Source organism: Caproicibacterium sp. BJN0003 (genome assembly GCF_026314295.1).
Classification (GTDB): Bacteria; Bacillota; Clostridia; order Oscillospirales; family Acutalibacteraceae; genus Caproicibacterium.
The window spans coordinates 304,007-327,082 of record NZ_CP111108.1 but is presented as its reverse complement, the minus strand read 5'-3'; the positions used below and the strand labels follow the sequence as shown (position 1 = coordinate 327,082).

The window sequence follows — 23,076 nt, the reverse complement described above, 5'->3', positions numbered from 1 at the left end:
ACCCTCAAAAAAGGGAAGTCGGACTTCTTTTATAAAATAAAGATTTAAAAATTATTTTTCCTGAAGCATTCCGCGATACAACTTGATATATTCTTTTGCAGAACATCCCCAGCTCATATCACAGCGCATTGCGCGTTCCACCAGCAGCTGCCAACCTTCTTGATTCTGATAGCCTTCCAAAGCGCGGTTGATTGCATTGACCATATCTCCGCTTTGATAATTCTGAAAGGTAAAACCGTTGCCTTTGCCATCTCCACTGTCTTGGACAGAATCTTTGAGCCCGCCTGTTTCACGGACAATCGGGATCGTCCCATACCGCAGTGCAATCATCTGCGAGAGGCCGCAGGGTTCTGTTTTACTGGGCATTAGGAAAAGATCAGCTCCGGCGTAGACTTTACGAGACAGTTCCGGAATAAATCCAATACAGGCACAGAGTCTTCCAGGATACTTATTCTGCATGTCACGGAAAAAGTTTTCATACTCCCAATCACCACTGCCCAGAATGACAAACTGGATATTCGACTTCCACATGATCCCATCCAGTGTTTCTTTTACAAGATCCAGTCCTTTATGGCTCACCATGCGGGTAACCATCCCGATCATCGGTACATTTGGGTCCTGCATAAGTCCTAAACGTTCCTGCAGAGCACGCTTATTCTCTGCTTTTTTAGAGATATCGTCCACCGTATAATTCTGATAAATATTGGGGTCAGTCGCAGGATTATAGGAGTTTGTATCAATTCCATTTAAAATCCCGGAAAGCTTCCACTGCCGCTCCCGCAAAATCGCATCGAGTCCACTGGAAAACCATGGGTCTAAAATCTCCTGCGCATAGGTCGGGCTGACTGTCGTCACACGGTTGGCCGTTTCGATCGCACTTTTAAGCATATTAACGCAATCATCATATTCCAGAATGGAAAAATCACTGTTTGGAATTCCTAATACGTCTTCTACTAATTCTTTTCCGTATTTTCCCTGATAAAGAATATTGTGAATGGTGATCACCGTTTTAATTCCGCGATACCAATCATTATTCGCATAGAAAATGCTGTAATAAGTAGGCACCATAGAAGTCTGCCAATCATTGCAATGAATAATGTCTGGTTTAAAATCAATATAAGGCAGCATTTCAAGAATTGCACGGGAAAAAAATGCAAACCGTTCTGCGTCATCATAATGTCCATAAAGTCCATGACGCTTAAAATAATACTGATTATCAATAAAATAATAGATCACTCCGCCGGAACGGGCTTCAAAAATACCGCAATATTGGCGGCGCCACGCAACCGGCACCGAAAGGCTGGTCAGAAAGCGCATTCCTTCGCGCAGATTCTGGGGAATATCCTCATAGAGAGGCATTACAACCCGGCAGCCGACCAAACGCTGACGGAGTGCCTGCGGCAAAGAGCCCGCTACATCCGCAAGCCCTCCGGTCGCAGCAAAAGGTCTCGCCTCGCTGGTGCAATAAAGAACTTTCATCTTCTAAAGAACCTCCTTCTGTCCTTTTGAGGGAACTTTTCAGCGCTTTTTGTATCACGAAAAGATAAAAGTGGTTAGACAATGCTGCCCTTACTGATAAAGATCGGATAAGACTGATAGCCCTGTAAAGAGCGATCATTTTTTAGGACAACATCTTTATCGGTAATCACATAATTTAACTGGCAATTAGGTCCGATTTTTGTATCCTGCATAATTACGCAATTATGTATCTGGCTGCCTTTCCCTACATGGACTCCGCGGAACAGAATACAATTTTCAACTTCTCCTTCAATTACACAGCCATCTGCTACAATACTGTTCTGCACGGAACACTCCAGGCCATACCGTGCAGGCATATCATCCCGCACCTTTGTATAAATCGGGCGCTCCGCATTAAAAAGTTCAGCACGAACTGCCGGCTGCATCAGCGACATACTTGCTTCGAAATATTCATTGATACTGCAAAGATGACGAATATATCCGGTAAACGCATATCCACAGACTCGAAGGCGGCGTACATTGCGCTGAATAAAATCACGTTTAAAATCATAAAGGTTGCGGCTGACACAGTCATCTACCAGTTCCATCAAAAGCTCCCGGCGAAGAATGGTCAGGCCAATCGCATAATTGCAGGCTCCCTGCAATTTTGGATCCACCAATACGTCCTGAATTACCCCATCCGGGTCCACATCGCAAACCAACGGCGCCGGCAATCCGCTGGGGACTTCACCGTAACGATAAACGATCGTCATATCGGCCTCTTTGTCAAGATGGGATGCCATCACATCGGAAAATTTAATATTACAGACAAAATCCGCATCCATCAACGCCACATATTCTTCTTTGGAATTTTGAAGGAAACGGCGAATGGAAGAAAGTGCTTCTACCCGGCTGCTGGAATATTGAGAAGAATTTGCAGAAAACGGCGGTAGAAGAAACAATCCCTCGCGTTTTCTGGAAAGGTCCCATGCTTTTCCAGAGCCAAGATGGTCCATTAAAGACTGATAGTTTGCCTTCGTGATAACACCGACTTTATTGATCCCAGAGTTCACCATATTTGAAAGTCCAAAATCGATCAGACGATACCTGCCGCCAAAAGGGACACTGCCCATCGTACGGATCTCTGTCAGCTCTCTCAGTTTTTCCTCATGAACGTTGGAGAAAATAATTCCCAATACATTATTCCCATTCATTTTGTCTCCACCTCTTCCAAAGTTTCCGAATCCACCATTGCTTTGGGAGGAATGACCGAATTAGGAGCAAGCGTACAGTTATCCCCGACAACTGCGACACCCCACGCCGATTTATCTTTCATATCTTCCGGCCGTTCTCCAACAACAGAGCCTTTCCCGATTACAGAGTTTTCTGAAACGATCGCATACTGAACCACCGCATTCTCTTCAACACGAGTCCCAGGCATAATGATGGAGTCCCGCACAACCGCTCCCGGCGCAATATAAACGCCGGAAAACAGCACTGAGAAATCAACGGTGCCATAAACATTGCCGCCTTCTGCAACAATAGAATTCTGCACTCTTGCACCCCTTGCGATATAATGCGGCGGCATTACGGGATTTCGGGAATAAATTTTCCAGTCCTCTTGTGCAAGATCCATCTGCATTTTAGGATTGAGCAGATCCATATTAGACTCCCAGAGACTTTCGATGGTGCCAACATCTTTCCAATATCCTTCAAAGTGATATGCAACCATTTTTTCGCCGGCACTCAGCATCGCCGGCAGTACATCATGTCCGAAATCATTGCTGCTCTTAGGATTCGCTTCATCCTCTTCCAAATACTGCCGCAGTTTGCTCCAAGTAAACACATAAATGCCCATACTAGCTTGATTACTCTTTGGCTCTTTTGGTTTTTCATCGAATTCTTCGATTACACCATCCTCATTGGTATTGAGAATTCCAAAGCGAGAAGCCTCTTCCATTGGGACTTCGAGAGCAGCAATTGTACATGCCGCTTCCATCTTTTTATGATACGCAATCATTTTCGAATAATCCATTTTATAAATATGGTCGCCGGAAAGGACCAGAACATAATCCGGATTATACCGTTCAATATACGGAATATTCTGATAAATCGCATTGGCAGTACCCTTGTACCAATCCGACTTCTTACTGCGCTGATACGGGGGAAGCACCGTAACCCCGGCATTCATACGATCGAGATCCCATGGCTGACCGGAGCCTACATATTCATTTAAAATCAGCGGCTGATACTGAGTCAACACGCCGACTGTTTCGATTCCTGAATTGACGCAGTTGGAGAGAGGAAAATCAATAATCCGATATTTTCCTCCATAGGGAATCGCCGGTTTTGCCAGCTTTTTGGTCAAAACACCAAGGCGGCTTCCCTGACCTCCTGCCAAAAGCATTGCCACGACTTCTTGTTTAGGTAACATGTTAATTCCTCCTTCTATCAAACCTCTTTACTGCTATGCAACCGTGCAGCACTTTTTTGGGAAGTTGTTTTACTTGACTTTTTTAAATTTTGCAATTTCTGCTTTTTTCCTTTTTTTAAAGTTGGCATTCTCTTTTGAGGACTGTGGCGTTTGAGTTTTAGATAGATTACCGCATACGGCGCCAAATGAAGTGAAATTGATTGCTCCTGATGATGCATCGGAAATTTCTTGCTGCTTCTGATTCCGCTGCCGTTTGTCACGCCGCTGCCGCCGTATTCTGTGCGGTCTGTCGAAAAGATTTCCTCATAGATCCCACTTTCGGGAACCCCAATCCTATAATCCGGATGATCTACCGGAAGGAAATTACAAACGACGATCAAATTTTTCTTCTTCTTGTCAAAACGCTGAAAAGCAATCACGCTCTGGGTGTAATCATCATTGCTGATCCATGAAAATCCATCCCAACTGAAATCAATCTCCCAAAGGGGCGACATTTCCTGATAAAACAAGTTGAGTTCCCGAGAAAAGCGGTGCAGTTGCTGGTGTTCCGGATTTTCCAGGAGTCCCCAGTCCAGCTCCTTTTCGTAATTCCATTCGACAAACTGGCCGAATTCATTCCCCATAAAACTGAGCTTTTTGCCTGGATGCGCCATCATATAAGCCATAAATGCCCGCACTCCTGCAAATTTCTGTTGTCGGTCTCCAGGCATCTTATTGATCAAAGAACATTTTCCATGGACGACCTCATCATGAGAAATCGGCAAAATATAGTTTTCCGAAAATGCATAGAAAAATGAAAACGTCAGACTGTCATGGTTAAACTTTCGATAGATGGGATCAAGCGAAATATAGCGCAGCATATCATTCATCCAGCCCATGTTCCACTTGTAATTAAATCCCAGACCGCCCACTTCGGAAGGTTTGCTCACAAGCGGCCATGCTGTTGATTCTTCTGCAATCATCATCGCCTGCGGACATTCTCTGAAAACCGTTTGATTCAGCCGCTGCAAAAAAGCGACCGCTTCCAGATTTTCTCTTCCGCCATCCTTATTCGGAAGCCATTCTCCCTCTTTTCGGCTATAATCCAGATACAGCATCGAAGCAACTGCATCCACTCGAATTCCATCGATATGATACTCTGTCAGCCAGAATACCGCGCTGGAAATCAAAAAGCTCATAACCTCACTGCGGCCATAATCAAAGACCAGTGTGCCCCAATCCTTATGTTCTCCTTTTCTTGGGTCGCTATACTCATAGCAGGGCGTACCATCATAACGAGCAAGTCCTGCCATATCCTTTGGAAAATGTGCCGGAACCCAATCCATAATGACACCGATTCCAGCTCTATGGCAATCGTCTATCAATTTCATAAACTGATGCGGCGTTCCGTATCGGGAAGTCGGTGCAAAATATCCAGTTACCTGATATCCCCACGAACCATCAAATGGATATTCTGTTACAGGCATCACTTCGATATGCGTATAGCCCATCTTTTTGACATAGGGAATCAATTCTTCCGAAAGTTTTTCGTAACTGAATGGATTTCCATCCGGATAGCGCCGCCATGAACCGAGATGTACCTCATAAATATTAACGGGAGCCGTATCATGCGGATGACGGAACTTTTGTTTCTGCCAGTCGTCATCATGCCATTGATATCCAGAAATCTCATAATAGCGGCAGGCTGTGCCGGGACGGGTTTCAAAATGGAATGCGTAGGGATCGATCTTATAAAGCTCTTCTCCCTCGTCCGTTGTCACACAAAATTTATATCGTTCATACTTTTGTAAGACAAACGGAAGCGTACACTCCCAAACTCCATCACTAATCTTTTCCATCGGCGCTGCCAGAGGATCCCAGTTATTAAAATCGCCTACCATAGAAACTGCTTTTGCATTTGGCGCCCATGCGCGGCACTGCATTACTTCTTTTCCCAATTCTAGCTTTTTATGAACACCTAGATACTGATATGTACGGCAATTCGTGCCTTGGTGAAAAAGATACAAAGGCAAATCATTTTCTTTTTTGCTTTTTTGCATATTAACGGACCTCTTTTCCACCTTTTTATTAGGTATTATTTATAGTCTCATCATATCACATATCCCAAAAAATTCAAGCATTTTGTAAGACTTCTAGACTTTAAGGGGACTTATTTTTTAATTTTTTAGTTATATTGATAAATATCATTCCTTTTTTAGTCTGTAAAAAAATAAAAAACTTTTCGGATTTTTCGCGTGCGTTTTAAGAATAACAGAGCAGAATTAAAAACCTTGTCCAAATTGGTCTGCTTTGAGTAAAACTTTTACGGTTTTCTAAGCCTAAAAAGCGCATCAAGAAGATAAATTTCTTCCTAATGCGCTTTTCTTAATATTCGACAAAATCCAATGTTTCTATGATGACAGTTTTTATATCACTCCATAAAACACCAGCATCTGTTTTATTTAAAAATAGCATTGCCAGCGTATCAGCATTCTGACGCATGTTGCAAATGATTTTCTCTATGGGCTTGACTCTTTAACCGGTAACCTTGCTTCGGCCGGCCTATTTTTCCGTAGGTGTTGCAGATCTCTGCTAGACCAACAGATACCATGTACTGTAAATAGCGGTAGGTGGTCTGGTAAGCAAAACCCGTGCTATCCGCAACTTGATTCACGGTAAGAAACATTTTCTGTCCTTGAAAAAATTCCATAATCCGGTGGAGAGTGGGGAGTCCGATCCCTTTGGCGAGAGGCAAATTTTCTAAAGTGTCTGGCGCTCTTTCACTTTCCAACAAGCGAATATGCAGATGGATGCGGGAGATTAAATCCGGAGCCTTAATAGGTTTAAGAGCAAAGTCCGTGGCTCCCGCCTCCAAAAAGCGGTTAGCCACCTCTTGGCTCTCATCGATGGTGAAAACCAAGATCGGCACTGTAGAAGAAAGATTCCGCAAGCGGCGTACTCCTTCAATCCCGTTGACATTAGGCAGATGATAATCTATTAAAACGAGGTCTGGCTGATACTGCCGAAACAGTTTCAGCCCCACTGGAACATCCGGTGCCATCAAGGCACTCCAACCCTCAAAGTCAAAAATTGCCTTTAGAGCATAGCGGATATCCGGCTCATCATCGATGGATAGGATTCTGATTGGATTATGCATAATTCTCCTCACTTTCTGGAATTCGAATGGTCGCAATGGATCCCTTTCCCACTTCACTGGCCATTTCAATGGTTCCATGATTCTGTTCTACCACTTGATGCACAAAGCTCAAGCCCAAGCCATGGGAGTTTCGTGTGGAGAAGCCGTCTTCCCAGATGGAATTTAAAATTTCTGCCGGGATCCCCTTTCCGTTATCTTTCACTTGAAAGCATACGTCCCCATTAGGGCTTTCAGCATCCAGCGTTACTAAAACACAGATATCTCCTTCTCGGCCAGGCTCTAATGCATAGTATGAATTTTCTATTAGGTTAATTAGCGCCCGCAGAAATCGAATCTCGTTGACTTCGACCTTAATTTCAGGTATCGAATTACGAGTATGTACTAGCGTTGCATACTCCGCGTTTGAAATTTGTGCCAAAAGTGCTCGTATGATATGTTCAGTCGTCACCACAGATCGTCGGTTTTCATACAGCACTTCCGAAATCATGGAACTCATGTGATCCATAGAATCTTCCACCCGAGTTAGATATTCCAACTCTCGGTTATTTTGCGGACAGCTTAACTTTACTACACTCACCAAAGCCTGCGCACTAGTCAGCGGTGTTTTAAGGTCATGGACCAAATGGCGCAGCTCCTGCTGAGTACGTTCTTCCATAGCCTGCAGTCTCTGCTTTGTGTGCATTTTCTCATTTTGTTCTTTAATCTCATTCATTTGGCGCAGGTTATTTTCATCCAGAATCAACTTGCACATCAGAATAGACCCGGCAAAGAGCAGAAAAAACAGCAGGGTTGCGGCAAACTGCAAATAGGTGTCTGCCCCCATAAAATGAGAAATAACCTTGATATCCGTAGAAGTTTCTCCGCGGCCAAAGGGCAATTCATCCAAATCCGGCATTACATCCAGGAACTGTAAAGATATAATCATCAGGATTACCATTAGCGTCTTTTTGGAGAGATTCACGAGGTTAAAATTGATCTTTTCCAGCATGACGAGCATGGCAATTAGCATTAAAGCCGGTCCACCAAAGTCATATCGAATATGATAAATTTGTCCAATTAAAAAATAGACGATGGGAATAATGGTACAAATCAGAAGTGCCCGCAAAAAAGCAACAGGCTTTCCTTTGTAGCTCATCTCGATGGCCTCGCCAATGAAAAAAGCACCCACATAATGCGGAATACAGCGGATCGCATTTAAAGCTACCAGTTTGAGCGCCGCATAAATGATATAAACCCGCTCCTGAGTAGCAATGGATTGGTACAGAATTTCGTAAATCTGAAAGTTTTGCACATTTACCAGATTCGGCATTAGAAGACTCAACAGAACAAGAGAAATTCCGATGACCAGATTGCGTCGGTCCATATGCTTAATTTGCAGATTACTCATCGCTTTTTCCTCCCGCTCCAATATAAAATCAAGATCACCAAAGCTAACAGCAAAGTGATTATCACCGCCGGAACAGAATAGGTTGTTACATAATAAATTGCGCTGGTTCCAGGTTCCGATAATGCAGCAGGATCAAAAGGCAGGCCATAATCGGTACACAACTTTTTAATATCGAGCAGATTGATGACCGGCAATCCTTTATCATGATAAAGGTCCAATAGGCCACTTTTCTCCGTTACCGGCGCCAACACCGTTTTTGGCCCCGTAACACCATAAACCATTTTCTTTCCGCTTATACCGATAGAAGTCATGTTGCCTCCCACACCGATATAGCAGGAAATGGGACCATGTTCTTCATAGAGAGCCATGCGTTCTTGAAGATTTTTCTGAAAGTCAGGTTCCTTCCAAAGAGTAATCCCCAAATTATGAAGACTCTGCTCCACCTGATTTCTTAGCTTTGGATCCATGCTAAGACCGCAGTCACTGTCACCACCCAGCGTCACTCTTAGTACGTTGTCCGTGAGCAGTCCATCTTTAGTCAACAACTTTAGCATAGCCGGGAAAGTCAACTCCGGGTTGTTGGCCCCATATGTAGAAGCTCCCACGGAAGGAATCGTCAGAGCCTTAACCTTCATCTCCTCGCAGGCACAAAGCACTGCCAGATTCATGGAAGGGAAAGAACCGGAGACCCCTACCCCTACCGTATCGCCTTGCTTAATTCCAGCCTTTTCCAAAAGCGCTACACATAAAGCAGCCATGTCACTGTTCGCAGTCGTGCGTTTCGCTTGCAAATCCCCTAAGGTGGTAGTGATTCCATTGTATTCTTCTCCCAACATACCTGTCCCAAAAATATCCTCAGGATTTAAGGGAATGTTTCGTTCCTGCTTATAATTTTTCACCGCATCCATACAGGCTTGCATACGCCGAGCGGCCGCCAGCCTCACTTCATAATCCGAAGTTTTCACCGACTGTCCGCTGGCACTGATCCACCAAACTGCCAAGCAGAGAACAAGGAATAGAAAGACGAGGGGGATTTCCCGCCGTGTCAGCCTTTGCTTCATGGCGCACCCCCTACAAGCCCAACGCCGGGTGCCCAATTAGGAACATAATGAGCGCCAAAATAGCCACCACAATTCCAAGAGATAAAGTGGATTTTAAAAGGCCCTGACGCTCGAATTCCCGAGCCATGATCCCCGCTACCAAACAGCCGATCATGTTAGGGTGTCCTAAAAACAGACCGCTTAATGTTACAAGCCAGTCAATCAAAAAAGCTACCAGAATAGAGGCAGCAAAGCTTCTACGCCCATAAAGGATCATTACGTTGCCCATCAGTTTTACAATTCCCCAGGTGAGCAGAGCAATCAACAGTGTGTAAAAAATGCGCTCCGGTGATTTTAGGTTCAGGGCGATGTAGCCGGGAACCACCAGACCTGCTGGAGACAGTTGAGTCAATTCGGAAAAAAGAACACTGATGACCACTCCAAGGACTACAATATCATAATACATCAGGGGTTCCCTCCTTACGAATTCGATCCATTAGTTTTTTGCCTTCCATAGCAATATTCCCTGCCGCAAAAATTATGTCCTCCGGCTGCAAACCAGAAAAGTCAAGCTTTGCGGCGCTGGTATAACGCTGTATCTCCGGCATCTTCTCTTTAGGGATGCGCCGAGGCAGAGTATGATTTAGAAGTTTTCGTCCAGATCCTAAAAGCCATAAGGAATCCGGCGCCAAATCACGCACCAGCTCTGCCATCTGGATCGTACGGGAAGCCCTATCTGCCCGACTGTTTAGAAGCAAAATAAATTTTCCTTTTCCGAACTCCAGCTTTTTCTGCAAAGTTGCAAAGACCTTCAATGTAGACTGTGAATCATTAATAGAGAGCCCGTTAATAAAGAGCGTCCCATTCCCAACCCGATAAAAAGACAAGGCATAAGGGTCCTTTTGATAAAAAGTATTCATTCCGAAGAGGGCCGTGTCTCGGCTTACTCCCAACTGGGTACAGACCGCCAACGCTAAAGCCACATTGTCCGGCCAATCAATCGTCGCCAAAGATTCTTCCGGTAAAACTTGAAAAATCCTTGTCCCAAGAGCTTGCGCATTTTTTGCCAGCACGTCAAATTGTTCCTGTTCGGCAGTAAACAAAATACCTGCCTTAGGAATTGTATTAGACAACGCCTCCGCAATCTCCGGCAACGTTTCCCCCATCACATCCGTGTGATCCAACCGTACATTCGTAATCACACCGATGTCTGCGCGCACCATCCGGTGTTGGGAAATATTCTGATATGCTGTATTCACAGCCATACATTCGATCACAAGCACATCAGCGTGCTCCTTAGCCGCCTTATGTAAAATCTGCAGTTGTTCGCGAATATTAGCTGCCCCTCGTCGGTGAATCAGCTGCTCCACCCCGTCCGTATTAATGGTCATGGGTAAGGTTCCGGTCGTCTTGCAGAACACCCGCAGCCCTGCAGCCCGTAAACCGCCGTCGATCAGACGAGTCGTACTGGACTTTCCACGGGTTCCGTTCACATAGACTACATGCTTTATGGCATAGCGGTCCTTTATAGCACGCTGGTTTTCCCAGATTAAGTAACCGAAAAAAACAGCTGCCAAAGCCAAAACCACCCCGATGGACTTTGTCATCGCAGTACCTCCTTTTCCTCCATCCCATACCAGTTCAGAATGAAATGGATCAGGGCCAAGTGATCTCCTACCCGACGCTCCAGAGAATCCCCTCGGAACGTTTCTATCGTTAGAGCTGGAATATTCAATTTTTCGGTAACGGTTCGATTGATACTTCCAGGCATCCCAGGGCCGTAAAAATTATAGGGTTCAGAGCACAAGGTTCCGGCGGCAGTATCGGACAAAATTGCGTCTACTAAATCTTCGATCCCATCCATTTTTGTAACAATAATAGAGCTGCCCAGATAATCCCAATTTTTTTCCTTAGGCAAAGCTTCATGGAGATCCACCACCAGTACAGGTTGTTCTCGCTGAATAAGCTCCCACAGCTCTGCCGCCAGTTGCTCACTGGGGTCTCCCTCTGGGTTGCCCGGAAACAGGCGATTTAAATCCCAATTTTGTGCCGTATAGCGAACATTATGTTTGGCACCGTAAACATTGGCGGGTGACAAAATGTACAGCGTGCCAGCTTTAATCAAAGCTGTATGTTTTAGCTGGTCGGCGGCTTCCCAGCCGGATGTCTCGTCGCCGTGAAGCCCTCCAACCACCACCAAACTGGGTCCAGGGCTGCTGCCTTTAAGGGTCACAAGCTCAGTTTCCATGTCTGTTCCTTGAGCCAACAGACTTCTAGAAATTGTTGAAAAAGGAGCAGAACCACCCGGAACCCCGGTCAAGATCAAGCATAACAGAAAACACAGTAAAACGCCACCTCTATGCAGGAGAACATTTTGATTCACTGTGATCTCACCTCCATCCAATGATTCCTTAATGGGGATTCCGGATACTTTTACAAAGTAAAAGCCATTTATTAACTATTTATATTACATTATAGTACAATATCCAATTAGTATCAATAAAGTATTTATTTTCCTTATAAAAACCGGTGTGAACCCAGGATTTTAAAATTCTGGACTCACACCGGCACGGTAAGGATGAAAAAGGATGAAATCTTTACAAGAATAAAGTTGTACTCAGTTTAAGAAAGAACCCAAATGGGGACCACCCAGTTGAGAGGGATCGGAATCCGTAAACATTTGCTCATATCCAGGAACATTTTCAAAGCTGACTGCTTTATCGCTATGGATAGAGCTAAAAGCTTTTGTATATTCGATGATTCCCTGCAGATGACGACCGACGCGTTCTTCAATCGGATGGCCTGTTTCATCATAAGGAACATAGAGGAATCCCTGCTTTGCAGCACTGACATAAAATTTATCCTTGCCGGTCAAAGCCATTTCTTCGTTGGTAGCACCGCGCAGACGGCCCTGAGAAGCATTCGGAGCTTCCATCAAAATTGGATAGGTATCTGTGTAGTCACCGAGTTCCCGATGACTCAGGCCATGTAAGTTGGTAGGCGAAGGCTCCAAGCTCATAGTGATACCTTCCATTTCCAGTTCCAACATACCTTGTGCAGCGAAGTCCATGGACTTTTCATGGGCAACCGTTGCATCATTAACCGGGTATTCAGGAGATGACTCATGCAAATCAAATGTCAGGTTGACACCCTCTTTATTGATCAGCTGTACAATGGCGTAAGCGGTTTTCTCCATCAGATTTCCATCGGGTTTACCAGGATAAGAACGGTTCAAGTTTCGAGTTTCGGAACCGGACAATTGCTGGCCGGAACCTGCATGGATATACACATCCGGATCAGGCCACTGGTCAACAGGATTTGCCGCACGAGAGCCGTAACGGAACTGACGTACCTGCCCATTCTTATTTGTAATGTGCAAATACTGTGGAGAAGCCTCCTGGGCATCATTGTTTGTAAAGCCACTGTTGCAGGCTCTGGGGATAACATAGACGGTTCCTTGGTCCACTTTAACATTTTCCAGGAACGTGACAGCCGCTAAATAGCCGGCAGGCTCGTTCGGATGAGTACCACCCAAAAGCAGCATAGAACCACCGGGCTTAGAACCTTTGAACACATAAACCGGCGTATCTCCATAGGTACCTTTCAAATCTCCAAAGTAGTCACTCAGCATTTTTGTCTCCGTGACATTAGCACTGGGATACAGCGTATCCGGTTTTTTAATATCCATGAAGTTTTTACCGGTTACAGCCGCAATTGTAAGCGCTGCCACAAGGCAGATGGTAGCTGAAATAACATTCTTCTTACCCATAAAGTCAAATTCTCCTTTCTTATTTAATCATTAGAAAACGTAAGATTAACGGAATCACCACAAGAGCGGCGTTTGCCTGGAGCGCAACTTTCTTTTCCGTGAATAGATTCCAAATCGTAAAAATCAGAACAAGTGCTACGATTGCACGGTAGATCAGTGTAATTATCATATCGCTTCAGATCCTTCCTTATATAATCTTCGCCAGTTGTGGAGAAAATATAATGATAACGGTTGCCCAAACGATCATAATGATAGCGGGAACGATGCATTTTTTGAGGATGTCCGTATACTTCTCAACGCCGACAACCTGCGCTGCAAAAATACCAGCCAGCGCAGTAGGAGGCATCATGTCTCCCAAAGAGGCGATAAGAGAAATGGCCGCCGCGGTGATAACCTGATTTTTCGCCAAAAAGGCAAGCAAAAACGGAACACCCAAAACAGAAGATGCACCATAAGAAGATACCGCGCCAAACAATGGGATGGAGATTGCCATGGCCAAATAACGCCATGCATCCGGAATACTTAGGCAGACGTTTACGATAAAACCACGTACGCCAGTCAAAGTCATGATCTGAATGAACATTCCTACGCCCATTAAAATGCCAAGCACGGGAAGGACCGTATTAATAGCTTCTTTGGCGGTCTTAAGTACAGGAACCTTTTTACCGGTAAACAGTCCCACAATAGCGCTTATAAGGAAAACTAACGGCATCCCCAAATCCGGGATAGCAGGGACGGCTTTGTTCAGAATCATGAGGAATACACAAACCAAAATCGGAATATAATTTCGGAATCCATATTTTTCACGGGATTCGGTATTCATCCGCTGCCGAATTGCCTCATAGTCCAGATGTCTGACATATTTGAACCCAAACATCAGTACAAATAGGAAAGCCAGTGGGAAAGTGAGCAGTGCCAGCGGACCTTCAAAGCCCACATAAGGGAGATCGACGCCGCCGCCAATCAACATTGCCGGAATATTGACCGGAGGAGCGATCATTCCTAGGATTCCTCCCATGGCAATGATACAACCGGTTTCCAGCTTTGGAATTCCCATCAAAATTAGAACCGGCATCATAATGGAACCGGCAGAGAGAACTGCTGCAGTGGAAGAACCTGTAATCATACCAGGGAACATAATTACCAACATAATCAGGCACAAAAGCAATGCTGGAACTTTGTGAAAACGCTCCACAATCATACAAGATAGTGCGTCAAGAGACCCATTTTCCTGCAGGACTTTCATAAAGATCATGGCACAGGCGATTACCAGGATTGTATCCACATAAGAAAATGTACCTTCAACCAAGTGGCGAAGTGGAATTCCTTGGCCGCCAACTAAAGCACCTACAATGGCAGAAATCACCATTGAGATACTCACCGGCAGCTTTAGCCAAAAGCAGCCGGCGATAAATACGACGACCATGACGATGAAAATAATCAATTCAATGCACATGCAAAGACCTCCTTTAATAAGAAAATCTGCCGCCGTTCATCCATCTGATGCAGTGGCAGATTTTCATTCTAGGGATATAGTGAGAAGATATAAGAAGAAGTTTTACTTGAAAGCAGCTTTAAGAACATCTGGAACATCCGTTATTTTATCAACAGTATCCATCGGAATGGATTCGGAAGCCGCCAGGCCTTTCATCATCCCGTCTTTATCTCCGTCAGCTACTACAATTGCATAGTCGGCTTTCTCAAAAGCGGGTTTAATAAACTTGTCGGACAATTCGCCGCGGCGGGTTTGGCCACCAGTATGCATAGCAATAATCGTCAATCCCTTAGCTTTCGCAGCGTCAACCAATTTTGCAACTCGGGCTAATTCCTGATCTGCATCAATACCAGCAGCACCAAGTCCTTTTGAGGAACCGCCGATTGCTAAAACCAAAGTTTTGGCATTTCCAATTGAATCCGCAGTAGCTAAATGGTCAGTCGTAGGATCTATGTTAATCTTCTTAAATAAAGTCTTTACCATTTCTACATCAGCACTCTGTCCAACAGAGGTAAGCAGGATAGGCTGCTCCGCGATGGGTTGTTTGAGGCCTTGTACGCTGGTAGAAGCAGCACCGGAAGCAGCAGACGAAGAAGCCGTGGAATGTGCTGCGCTCTGTGCTGCAGAGGACGTACCACCAGACTCACCACAAGCCGCCATAGAGACGACCATCATTAGAGCTGCCACAAACGCTAAACCTTTTTTGAGTTTCATAATTGTTTTCCTCCTGAGATTTTACTAAATGCCGAAAGATGCCATAAATTTTCCCTTTTTACAGGAAACCTATTTAAGATCAGAGTGCTTAAAATCCTAAAGCTTTACCGTCACGTCTAGGATCAGCCGCGCCCTCAAGAGTTCCGTCATTCTTGTACAAAACAGCCTGAACAGAACCCATGCCGCGATTCCACTCTTCCGACGCTTTCATAGTATGACCAAGTTTCGTGAGAGCGTCTACTACATCGGAGCTGAGGCGGGTTTCATAACTATTTGTGTTTTTGCTGTAGCCGCTGATACGAGGTGCATCAACAGCTTCCTGCATGCCCATGCCATGGTCAACCACTTTAGAAATTGTCTGAGCAACGGTGGAGATGATGGTGGTGCCTCCAGGAGAGCCAAGAACCATCAGCGGAGTACCGTCTTCCTTCAGAACGACAGTTGGACTCATAGAGGACAGTGGGCATTTGCCGCCGGCGATGCAGTTCGGGCTCTTAGCATCGGGGGAGAAATCACCCATCTCGTTATTGAGCATAAAGCCATAGCCATCAACACATACACTGGAACCAAAATATCCGTTTACTGTTTGAGTAACAGAAACCATGTTGCCTGCTTTATCAGCAATGGAAAAATGAGTCGTTTCCTGATGTTCATAAGCGAAAGGATCGCCGGCATCGACTGGATCAGCGGACTTCTTGGTATCGATGAGCTGAGCGCGTGTCTTTGCAAACTCTTTGCTCATAAGTCCCTTCAGCGGAACATCGACATATTTCGGATCGCCCATATACTTAGCGCGGTCTGCATAAGCAAGCTTGAAAGCTTCAGAGAACAAGTGGAGCTCATCAGCGGAGTTTGCCTGCATTTTGGGCAAATCAAAATTCTCGAGGATGTTAAGGATCTCAATAATAATCGTTCCTCCAGAGGACGGAGCCGGAGAAGAAATGACTTTGTATCCACGGTAGGTTCCCTCAACAGGATCAACATCTTTTACTTTATAGTTGGCCAGATCATCCATGGAGAGCAAACCATCATACTTGTTGTTCATCTCAACAACCTTTTGGGCGATTTCTCCCTTATAGAATCCGTCGGCCCCTTTGTCAGAAATAATCTGTAAAGCCTTGGCGTAATCTTTATTTACAAAGTTCTGTCCAACCTCATAGGGCATACCATTTTCGCTAAGGAACAATTTTCCAAACTCTGGAAACTTCTGCATGTTTTCATAACAGTTCGTCATATCATCGGCTAGGGTAGGGGTTACGGTAAAGCCCTTATTAGCCAAATCGATAACAGGCTGAATGACATCTTTACGATTCTTAGTTCCGTATTTGTCCAAAGCATACAGCATACCAGCAACTTCACCAGGAACACCAGTCGACTTGCCACCGACCATATTGGCGTTGTCTTTGACTTTGCCGTCTGAGCCTACTTCCCACATTGCAGGAGTAGCAGCCTGAGGAGCAACTTCACGGAAATCGACAAAGTGGTTGGTTCCATCAGCCAGATGAATGGTCATAAAACCGCCACCGCCGAGGCCGGAGGAATTGGGTTCAACTAAGCCCAAAGTAAAAGCCGCTGCGACTGCAGCGTCAACTGCGTTGCCGCCCTCTTCCATAACCTGGCGGCCAATTTTGGAAGCTTCATACTTACCGGTAGAAACAACACCTTTTTCGCCGGTATCATTTCGCCCGGTACGAATCATTTGTTTATCGGCATCGAACAGCTTAAAGTCATCCAAAGATGTGTAGGAAGCACTACTGCCCTGAGAAGCAGTAGAGGATGCTGATGAAGTGCTGGGATTCGTACCACAACTTGTAGCAGAGAGTAACATGGCAAACGCCATAAGCAGGGATAATGATTTCTGAGTCTTTTTCATAAATTTCCTCCTTTTCTATATTGGGCGCCCAGTAAACCTAAATGGGTATCATAGATTTGGAAAGGATTCGGTTGCTTAAAACCAGCAAATTGCCCTTTCACGTGCTATTGTGAGTTCAGTATATCACAATGAATTTTTGAAAGATATTTTTTCTCTTATTTATCTCAAAAATAATTCACACTTTCTTCACGAATTACACCTCGCGTTCACATAGTTATGTAATGCGTTATTATATTTTTAAAATGTTAATAATTTATGGCTATTTTATTCGTTATTTCCCCAATTTTATCGTTAATTTAATGTTATTATTTAATATTAATAGCTATATCACAACCATATAAAAGCCAAGTCTTTTAAAAAAATTCTTTTTAAAATTAAACAATTTGCAATTAATTTTATAATTTATGCAAAATCAATTAAATGTACCAATGCAATTCGTTTAAAGTCAATTAGATTGTTTTGTATAATATGACGGATTTAAAGTATTAATAACCATCCATCAAGTAAACCCTTTTCTACATCGAGTCGTTCCAGTTCGAAATGTACCTTCGACAAATTGTTTGCATAAAGGCACTGCGTTACTATAAAAAAGGGATACCACCTACAAAATAGGTGGTATCCCTTTTTATTCGGTTCCGTGATTTAAGTACACCCTTTTACGAAAGAATCATAAATGTTATAGTAATTCAATTTGCATTTCTAAAACTGTTAAAAATCAAAGTTCCTTACATTGTTGATTCCCGTGGTGTCAACACCGCTGAAAAGCTGACATGCCGAACCACAATCGGCTGAGATTTGTCAGCTTCAATCGCAGCAATTGCCATATTTGCAGCGCTAACACCGATTTCAAAACCCGGAAGCTCCATAGAAGTCAAGGTCGTTTCCAGCATTTCACCTATCCGGTATCCAGTCATACTAACAACCCGAATGTCCTGCGGTACCCGAAGACCGTTTTCCTTTAGCGCACGCAGAACCCCCATCCCCTGAGCATCCGTTGCCGCAAGAATGGCATCCAGTTTTGCATTCTGATCGAGCAAACGCTCCGTGCAATCATGCCCGTAGATTGCCCCACGGTTCTTAGAAGGAAGCTCCACTGTAATCTCTTTTAGCTTATTCTCGCGGATAGCCTTACTGTAGCCTTCATAACGTTCAACATAGGGGGAAATTTGCATAGAGCCGTTTATCAGACCAATATTCCGGCAGCCCTTGCTGATCAAATGTCCAACTGCTTGATAACCAACACTGACATTGTCAACTGTAACACTGCAAAGATTTGGATCCAGCTGCCGAATCACTTGAACAACCGGCATCCCATCAGCACTCATATCCCGAACCAGCCGTTTGTTGTATCCGGTCCCCGCAATAATCATCCCATCGACCAAAGTGTTTCTGAGACGGTTTAGGCTTTCTTTTTCCGTGATCTTATCGTCATCCGTATTGCACAGGATCGTCGAATAGCCACGTTTTTGAGCTTCATCCTGAATTCCGGCAGTCAACTCCTCAAAAATCGAAAAGGACAACTTTGGGACAATGACCGCAATCGTATTCCGTTTTCCCTGCCGCAAACCACGCGCAAGAATATTGGGCTGATAGCTAAGCTCCTTTACTGCTTTTATAATGCGCGCTCGAGTATCCGGATGCACATAGGAGGTGTTGTTTAGCGCACGAGACACTGTGCTAACATCCACATTTGCAAGCTTTGCAACATCCTTTAAAGTAGCCATATTCACAACTCCTTTGATGAAACCTCCAATTTCTTTGACTGACACCAATATTATAGCAAATAATTGCTTATGTGCAATCGTTTGCATGAAATTAATTTTTGGCTCGTGGCTTCTTTTAAACGCGAAAAGATAATTATCACTAAATTTTTTAAACTTATCTGTTATAAATAGATAAGTTATACAAGTTATTGCATGTAATATGCAATAACTTGCAGAAGAAAGAAAAACAATTGACGTCTAGATTCGCTTGTGGTAAAAAATAATTAATAAAGGTGCAATCGCTTGCACAACCAATTCAAAACAATATGATAAGGAGATTATTCAAATGGCTAAGGTAAAAACTTTTAAAACGATCTTCCCGGCGGTCTCTGTTCCCCTAAATGATGACTACTCCATCAATGAAGAAGAATTTCGCGTATACCTTCGGTGGATCAAGAGCTTCTATGACAAAGGAATTCAGGGAATTGTCTGCAACGGACATACGGGTGAAATCACCGGTCTGACCAGAGCCGAAAGAAAAAGAGTCGTTGAAATCTGCGCTGAAGAGTGCGGAGATAAGATGACAATCATCTCTGGCGTCAACTGCGAAAATACAGCAGAAACCATCGAGATGGCAAAGGACGCAAAAAATGCTGGCGCGGATGGCATTTTGCTGATGCCCCCTCACACGTGGCTGCGTTTTGGCATGAACCCCAATGCTCCGTTTGAATACGTCAAAGATGTTGCTGAAGGCGCAGACATTGATATCATTATTCATTTGTATCCTGCCACCTCCAAGGCATTCTATCCAGTAGAAACCCTGATCAAAATGTGCAAGGAAATTGAGCATGTGAAGTGCATTAAGATGGGCACACGTGTTACCTCCATTTATGAGCATGATGTCCGTGAATTGCGCAAACAGTGCCCAGACATTTCCTTAATTACTTGCCATGACGAAACCTTGTGTGTCAGTTGGTTCCCCGGCATGGACGGCGCACTGATTGGCTTTGCAGGCTGCGTACCTGAACTGATCACTAAAGCATGGGATGTTTTCAAGAATCCCGAGAAGCATACACTTAAGGAAGCACAAGACGCATCCAACCGCATTTATCCGATCAGTCAGGCAATTTATGGCGGTGGTCAGCCTTCCGGCGAAGCACATGCAAGACTTAAAGAAGCCCTCAAGCAGCGCGGTATCTTCACGTCTGCTCTTATGAGAAAACCTGTCCTTCCTCTGGACCAGAATCAGATTAACTGGGTTGCGAATGGCCTGAAGCTCAGCGATCTGCCAAAGGTTGACATGGAACAATATAAATAATATGGTTATACTGCGTGGTCTGCGGTTGAAACCAGATATGCGCAGTTCTGAAAACGAGTAAAATCGGCAATGAAAAAGCAGGCATATATCAAAACGCATTTCCTTCCATGCACGCCTGTTTTTGCCCTTTTTCTCAACAAACAAGAAAGAGGAGTGCACTATGGCTTACGAAAAAGTAGATATGAGCAAACCAGTGCCCGAGCGGCTTGGCTTTGATCCTAAAGATGTAAAAAAGCTCTCCTTCCTAGAAATGCTCAAAAAGATCGGTCCTGGAATTGTCGCAACCGGCATTGTTATAGGCCCCGGAAATATTACGACCTCTGCTATGATGGGCGCAAATTACGGATATACAATGATGTGGCTGCTGATTCCCGTCATTGTTATGGGCATCACTTTCACCATGGCATCGTATCGGATTTCTACTATGACTGGAATGCCTGTCATTCACGCAATTGACCATTATTTTGGTCGTGTTGCTGCCGCATTTTGCGGTACAGCACTCTTTCTCGCCTGCTTCTTCTTTACGCTTGGCAACATTACAGGTACCGGTGCAGGCATGACCCTGATCTTCGGTTTTGACTGGAGAATCGGTGCGCTCATTATGCTCGCTGTGCTTGCATTCTGCTACCTATCCAAGGGTGTCTACGGCAAAGTTGAAAAGGGCATTCTGAATCTGCATTATTGGAATGATCATTTCCTTCTTCGCAACACTAGTCGCGACCGGCGGTCCAAATTGGGGCGCATTCGGCCAAGGCTTAACCAACTGGAAGTTTGCGGATAACTCCTTTACTACAGCGCTCGGCTACATCAGTACTAATGCCGCCGTCACAGCGGGTATTTACGGAACTTATCTCGGCTTTGAAAAGAACTGGAAAAAAGAGGACCTTTTTAATGGTGCAATGCGCACAGATGCGATTTTCCACATCACAACCGTCGTCCTGATCTCAGGTGCTATTGTTTTGGTCGGTGCTATTGTTCTGAATCCAAGCGGTACAACCATTAAAGCTCCTGCACAGCTAGGAGATTTGCTTCGCCCATTCCTTGGCAATGCCGCTCCCATTATTATGGGCATTGCCATCATCGGTGCCGGTTTTTCTTCCTTACTAGGAAACACTCAGCGCGGTGTTGTTCTGTTTAATGCTGGTGTCAATAAGGAAACTGCGTTGGATTCTAAGGCTGTCAAAATCCCCTGCTTTGTGTGCCTTGCCGTCGCATCTGTAATTTGTTTTTCGTACGGTGGCTCTCCAACACAGCTAATCTTTATCGCAAATGTTGCAACTTCAGTCGCAACGCCGGTCGCTGGACTTTTCATGGTTTTGATTCTTTGGAAAAAGGAACTGTTCAACGGCTATAAGGCTCCGAGAGCATTGCAGATTTCTATGACCGTCTGCTATCTTTTCGCGGTTTATATGACCATTAACGCACTGATGGTTCAGATTCCGAAGCTCATCCAATCCTTCTAAAAGTAGCGAGGATATACACCATACTTAACCTTCTTTAAGCCGTCACCTTCTTAAAAGGTGACGGTTTATTTTTATAAATCAGAGAAATAAGCATGCGGCTTCAATAAGATAAAAAAGCACCCTTTATTAGAGTATTTTTATACTCTAATAAAGGGTGTCGATCATTTACTATAGGATAACAAATTCATGTTGTTCACAACACAAGTTTCTTGTCAAAACATTTTTACCAACCAAGTGAATCACTTAAAAAGGTCAATCACAAGCCATTATCAAGCATGGTCAACTTTGCTCATATGCTCAATCAGCATAAGAACCTTGTTGCTATAGCCCCATTCATTATCATACCAAGAAATCAATTTGACAAAATGATCATTCAGCATAATCCCGGCACCAGCATCAAAAATGGAGGTATGCGGATCACCCAAAATATCTGAGGAAACAATCGGGTCTTCCGTATAAGCCAAAATTCCCTTCATTGCTCCTTCGGAAGCTTCCTTAATAGTCTTGCAGATCTCATCATAAGTAGTGGATTTTGCAAGGCGGCAGGTCAAGTCAACTACAGAACCATCCAAAGTGGGGACACGCATGGACATGCCGGTCAACTTTCCTTTTACATCCGGAATAACCAAAGCGCATGCTTTAGCAGCACCAGTGGAGGAAGGAATGATATTGCCGGAAGCCGCACGGCCACCGCGCCAGTCTTTCTTAGAAGGTCCATCGACGGTTTTCTGGGTTGCTGTGGTGGAATGTACCGTTGTCATCAGGCCTTCAACAATTCCAAAGTTATCATTGATTACTTTGGTCAGCGGAGCTAAACAGTTTGTAGTGCAGGAAGCATTGGATACTACCTTCATATCGGAGGTGTAGGTATCCAGGTTAACGCCGCAAACAAAAGTCGGGGTATCTTTGTCCTTTGCAGGAGCAGAGATAACAACCTTCTTTGCGCCGCCTTTCAGATGTGCAGAAGCCTTTTCAGTGGTTGCAAAAACGCCGGTGGACTCTACCACATACTCAGCGCCAATTTTTCCCCACGGAATATTTTCCGGATCTTTTTCTGCAAAAACAGCAATCTTCTTTCCATTGACAATAAGCTTGTCCCCATCATCACAGATGTCACCATGGAAGCGACCATGCATGGTATCATACTTTACGTTATATACCATGTAGTTCGGCTCCATAAAAGGATCATTAATCCCTACGACCTCAAATTTGTCCGGCTGTGCAACCGCAGCTCTAAAAACAAGACGACCGATGCGGCCAAAACCATTGATACCGATTTTAATCAT

Annotated in this window: 20 protein-coding genes; 3 read left to right on the top strand and 17 right to left on the bottom strand. The window is 44.4% G+C overall.

Annotated elements, in window-relative coordinates:
• Nucleotides 1-51: 51 nt before the first annotated feature.
• The 16 genes from glgA to OP489_RS01470 form a co-directional block, all read right to left on the bottom strand.
• Nucleotides 52-1,479, bottom strand: a complete 1,428-nt coding sequence (glgA, locus tag OP489_RS01545; RefSeq protein WP_266162629.1) for a glycogen synthase GlgA — start codon at nt 1,477-1,479, stop codon at nt 52-54.
• A gap of 74 nt (nt 1,480-1,553) precedes the next feature.
• Nucleotides 1,554-2,672: a glucose-1-phosphate adenylyltransferase subunit GlgD gene (glgD, locus tag OP489_RS01540; protein WP_266162628.1), complete on the bottom strand. Its 1,119-nt coding sequence runs from the start codon at nt 2,670-2,672 to the stop codon at nt 1,554-1,556.
• Nucleotides 2,669-3,892, bottom strand: a complete 1,224-nt coding sequence (locus OP489_RS01535) for a glucose-1-phosphate adenylyltransferase (RefSeq protein WP_266162627.1) — start codon at nt 3,890-3,892, stop codon at nt 2,669-2,671. The genes glgD and OP489_RS01535 overlap by 4 nt, the downstream gene beginning before the upstream one ends.
• Nucleotides 3,893-3,909: 17 nt before the next feature.
• Nucleotides 3,910-5,931: a 1,4-alpha-glucan branching protein GlgB gene (gene glgB / locus OP489_RS01530; protein ID WP_266162626.1), complete on the bottom strand. Its 2,022-nt coding sequence runs from the start codon at nt 5,929-5,931 to the stop codon at nt 3,910-3,912.
• A gap of 425 nt (nt 5,932-6,356) precedes the next feature.
• A complete protein-coding gene (locus OP489_RS01525; protein ID WP_266162625.1) occupies nt 6,357-7,028 on the bottom strand; it encodes a response regulator in 672 nt (223 codons plus the stop codon).
• Nucleotides 7,021-8,415 carry a sensor histidine kinase gene (locus tag OP489_RS01520; protein WP_266162624.1) on the bottom strand — a complete coding sequence of 465 codons (1,395 nt, stop codon included), beginning with the start codon at nt 8,413-8,415 and terminating at the stop codon, nt 7,021-7,023. Before OP489_RS01520 ends, OP489_RS01525 begins: the two co-directional genes overlap by 8 nt.
• On the bottom strand, nt 8,412-9,476 hold the full coding sequence (gene pgsW / locus OP489_RS01515) for a poly-gamma-glutamate system protein (RefSeq protein WP_266162623.1): 1,065 nt from the start codon (nt 9,474-9,476) through the stop codon (nt 8,412-8,414). Before pgsW ends, OP489_RS01520 begins: the two co-directional genes overlap by 4 nt.
• A gap of 10 nt (nt 9,477-9,486) precedes the next feature.
• Complete coding sequence (pgsC, locus tag OP489_RS01510) at nt 9,487-9,921, bottom strand: poly-gamma-glutamate biosynthesis protein PgsC (protein ID WP_266162622.1); 435 nt, start codon at nt 9,919-9,921, stop codon at nt 9,487-9,489.
• Complete coding sequence (gene pgsB, locus OP489_RS01505) at nt 9,911-11,062, bottom strand: poly-gamma-glutamate synthase PgsB (RefSeq protein ID WP_266162621.1); 1,152 nt, start codon at nt 11,060-11,062, stop codon at nt 9,911-9,913. The genes pgsC and pgsB overlap by 11 nt, the downstream gene beginning before the upstream one ends.
• Complete coding sequence (locus tag OP489_RS01500) at nt 11,059-11,838, bottom strand: succinylglutamate desuccinylase/aspartoacylase family protein (RefSeq protein WP_266162620.1); 780 nt, start codon at nt 11,836-11,838, stop codon at nt 11,059-11,061. Before OP489_RS01500 ends, pgsB begins: the two co-directional genes overlap by 4 nt.
• Before the next feature lie 234 nt (nt 11,839-12,072).
• Complete coding sequence (locus OP489_RS01495) at nt 12,073-13,224, bottom strand: succinylglutamate desuccinylase (protein ID WP_266162619.1); 1,152 nt, start codon at nt 13,222-13,224, stop codon at nt 12,073-12,075.
• A gap of 19 nt (nt 13,225-13,243) precedes the next feature.
• The gene (locus tag OP489_RS01490) at nt 13,244-13,393 is read right to left on the bottom strand and encodes a hypothetical protein (protein ID WP_266162618.1); all 150 of its coding nucleotides are present in this window, start codon (nt 13,391-13,393) and stop codon (nt 13,244-13,246) included.
• 18 nt (nt 13,394-13,411) lie between these two features.
• On the bottom strand, nt 13,412-14,680 hold the full coding sequence (locus OP489_RS01485) for a TRAP transporter large permease subunit (RefSeq protein ID WP_266162617.1): 1,269 nt from the start codon (nt 14,678-14,680) through the stop codon (nt 13,412-13,414).
• A gap of 102 nt (nt 14,681-14,782) precedes the next feature.
• On the bottom strand, nt 14,783-15,433 hold the full coding sequence (locus tag OP489_RS01480; protein WP_266162616.1) for a DUF6305 family protein: 651 nt from the start codon (nt 15,431-15,433) through the stop codon (nt 14,783-14,785).
• 88 nt (nt 15,434-15,521) lie between these two features.
• Nucleotides 15,522-17,306 (bottom strand): gamma-glutamyltransferase, encoded by a 1,785-nt coding sequence (gene ggt / locus OP489_RS01475; protein WP_266162615.1) that lies wholly within the window; start codon nt 17,304-17,306, stop codon nt 15,522-15,524.
• A gap of 725 nt (nt 17,307-18,031) precedes the next feature.
• A complete protein-coding gene (locus OP489_RS01470) occupies nt 18,032-19,030 on the bottom strand; it encodes a LacI family DNA-binding transcriptional regulator (RefSeq protein ID WP_266162614.1) in 999 nt (332 codons plus the stop codon).
• 325 nt (nt 19,031-19,355) lie between these two features.
• Here OP489_RS01470 and OP489_RS01465 point away from each other — a divergent pair, with 325 nt between their 5' ends.
• From OP489_RS01465 to OP489_RS01455, 3 genes are all read left to right on the top strand, one after another.
• A complete protein-coding gene (locus OP489_RS01465) occupies nt 19,356-20,327 on the top strand; it encodes a dihydrodipicolinate synthase family protein (protein ID WP_266162613.1) in 972 nt (323 codons plus the stop codon).
• A 160-nt stretch (nt 20,328-20,487) separates the two neighbouring features.
• Entirely contained in the window at nt 20,488-21,108 is a 621-nt protein-coding gene (locus OP489_RS01460) for a divalent metal cation transporter (RefSeq protein WP_266162612.1), read from the top strand.
• Nucleotides 21,014-21,790 (top strand): divalent metal cation transporter, encoded by a 777-nt coding sequence (locus OP489_RS01455; protein WP_266162611.1) that lies wholly within the window; start codon nt 21,014-21,016, stop codon nt 21,788-21,790. The genes OP489_RS01460 and OP489_RS01455 overlap by 95 nt, the downstream gene beginning before the upstream one ends.
• Nucleotides 21,791-22,059: 269 nt before the next feature.
• Here OP489_RS01455 and gap read toward each other — a convergent pair whose 3' ends face one another.
• The gene (gene gap / locus OP489_RS01450; protein WP_266162610.1) at nt 22,060-23,076 is read right to left on the bottom strand and encodes a type I glyceraldehyde-3-phosphate dehydrogenase; all 1,017 of its coding nucleotides are present in this window, start codon (nt 23,074-23,076) and stop codon (nt 22,060-22,062) included.